Raw genomic sequence first — 1,370 nt, forward strand, 5'->3', positions numbered from 1 at the left:
TAGCAGGTTGCTGAAATAGTCTCTTCTGGACAACGATTTGAGAACATGATTCCTCGTCCGCAGCAGAACTGTGGGGGTCAAGATGCGCGGGACGGATGAAACGAGTGGGTCGCTGTTCAGCTACGTTGATCTTGAGGAGCGCATTCCCGCCAGACATCCTTTGCGCAAGATCCGGCAAGTGGTCAATGACGCTCTCGCCAGCCTCGACGCCGAGTTTGCCCCGCTCTACGTCGATTTTGGCCGCCCTTCGATAGCACCCGAGCGGCTGATCCGGGCCAGCCTGATCCAGATCCTGTTCTCTGTTCGATCCGAGCGTCAGTTGATGGAACAGATGCAATACAACCTGATGTTTCGCTGGTTCGTCGGCCTTGGTATCGATGATCCGGTTTGGGTCGCAACGGTGTTCACCAAAAACCGAGATCGGCTTCTGACAACGGACATGTCGCGCAAGGTGATGGCGGCGATCCTGGCGCACCGCGAGGTGGCACCGCTGTTATCGGATGAGCATTTCTCGGTTGATGGGACATTGATCAAAGCCTGGGCGTCGATGAAAAGTTTCCAGCCAAAGGCGGAGGTCTCGCCGCCCGACGATGAGGGGCCGGATGATCCGCCGCCGCCCTCCATCGAGCCTGACAATCAACCCACCCAATCCGAACCCGAGACAGAACCGATGCCCCGCTCCAATCACCGTAACCGCAACGCCGAGGTCGACTTCAAGGGCGAGAAGCGTTCGAACGCCACCCACGTTTCGACCACGGATCCGGAGGCGCGGCTCTACAAGAAATCACCCGGCACCGGTGCGGCGTTGTGCTTCATGGGACACGCGCTGATGGAGAACCGGCACGGGCTGATTGTTCAGGGCGACCTTACCCAGGCCGACGGCCATTCCGAACGGCGTGCGGCATTGGATATGGTGCATCACCACTCCCCCGGATCGACCCGGCGGCTGACGCTTGGGGCGGACAAGGGGTATGACGCTGCCCAGTTCGTCTCCGACCTTCGAGAGGCCTGCGTCACTCCGCATGTCGCGCAGAAATCGAGATATTCAGCGATAGACGGGCGCACTACCCGACATCAGGGCTACGACTTGTCGATCAAGCACCGAAAGCGGATTGAGGAAGCCTTCGGCTGGGCCAAGACCGTCGGCGGCATGGCGCAAACCGTCTATCGTGGCGTCGAACGGGTGCGATCCCGCTTCATTCTGACGATGGCCGCCAATAACCTGGCCAGACTGCCCAGATTACTGGGGACATGAGGCGGAAGGAAACTGCATGAGGGCCGAAAATCTCGGACCCTTGTTGACGAACGAACGGCGCATTCACCCTATAGGCAGAACAACGTTCCCGAGCGGCGACTAATTCCGCGGCCTG

General features: G+C 59.6%; 1 protein-coding gene. It reads left to right on the plus strand.

Features of this window, described 5'->3' with window-relative positions; all coding sequences use genetic code 11:
- The first annotated feature begins 82 nt into the window (after nucleotides 1–82).
- Nucleotides 83–1,255 carry an IS5 family transposase gene (locus H8B03_RS18895; protein ID WP_193143543.1) on the plus strand — a complete coding sequence of 391 codons (1,173 nt, stop codon included), beginning with the start codon at nucleotides 83–85 and terminating at the stop codon, nucleotides 1,253–1,255.
- Nucleotides 1,256–1,370 lie beyond the last annotated feature (115 nt).

Origin of the sequence: Meridianimarinicoccus sp. MJW13 (assembly GCF_014901205.1) — a bacterium.
Classification (GTDB): Bacteria; Pseudomonadota; Alphaproteobacteria; order Rhodobacterales; family Rhodobacteraceae; genus Meridianimarinicoccus.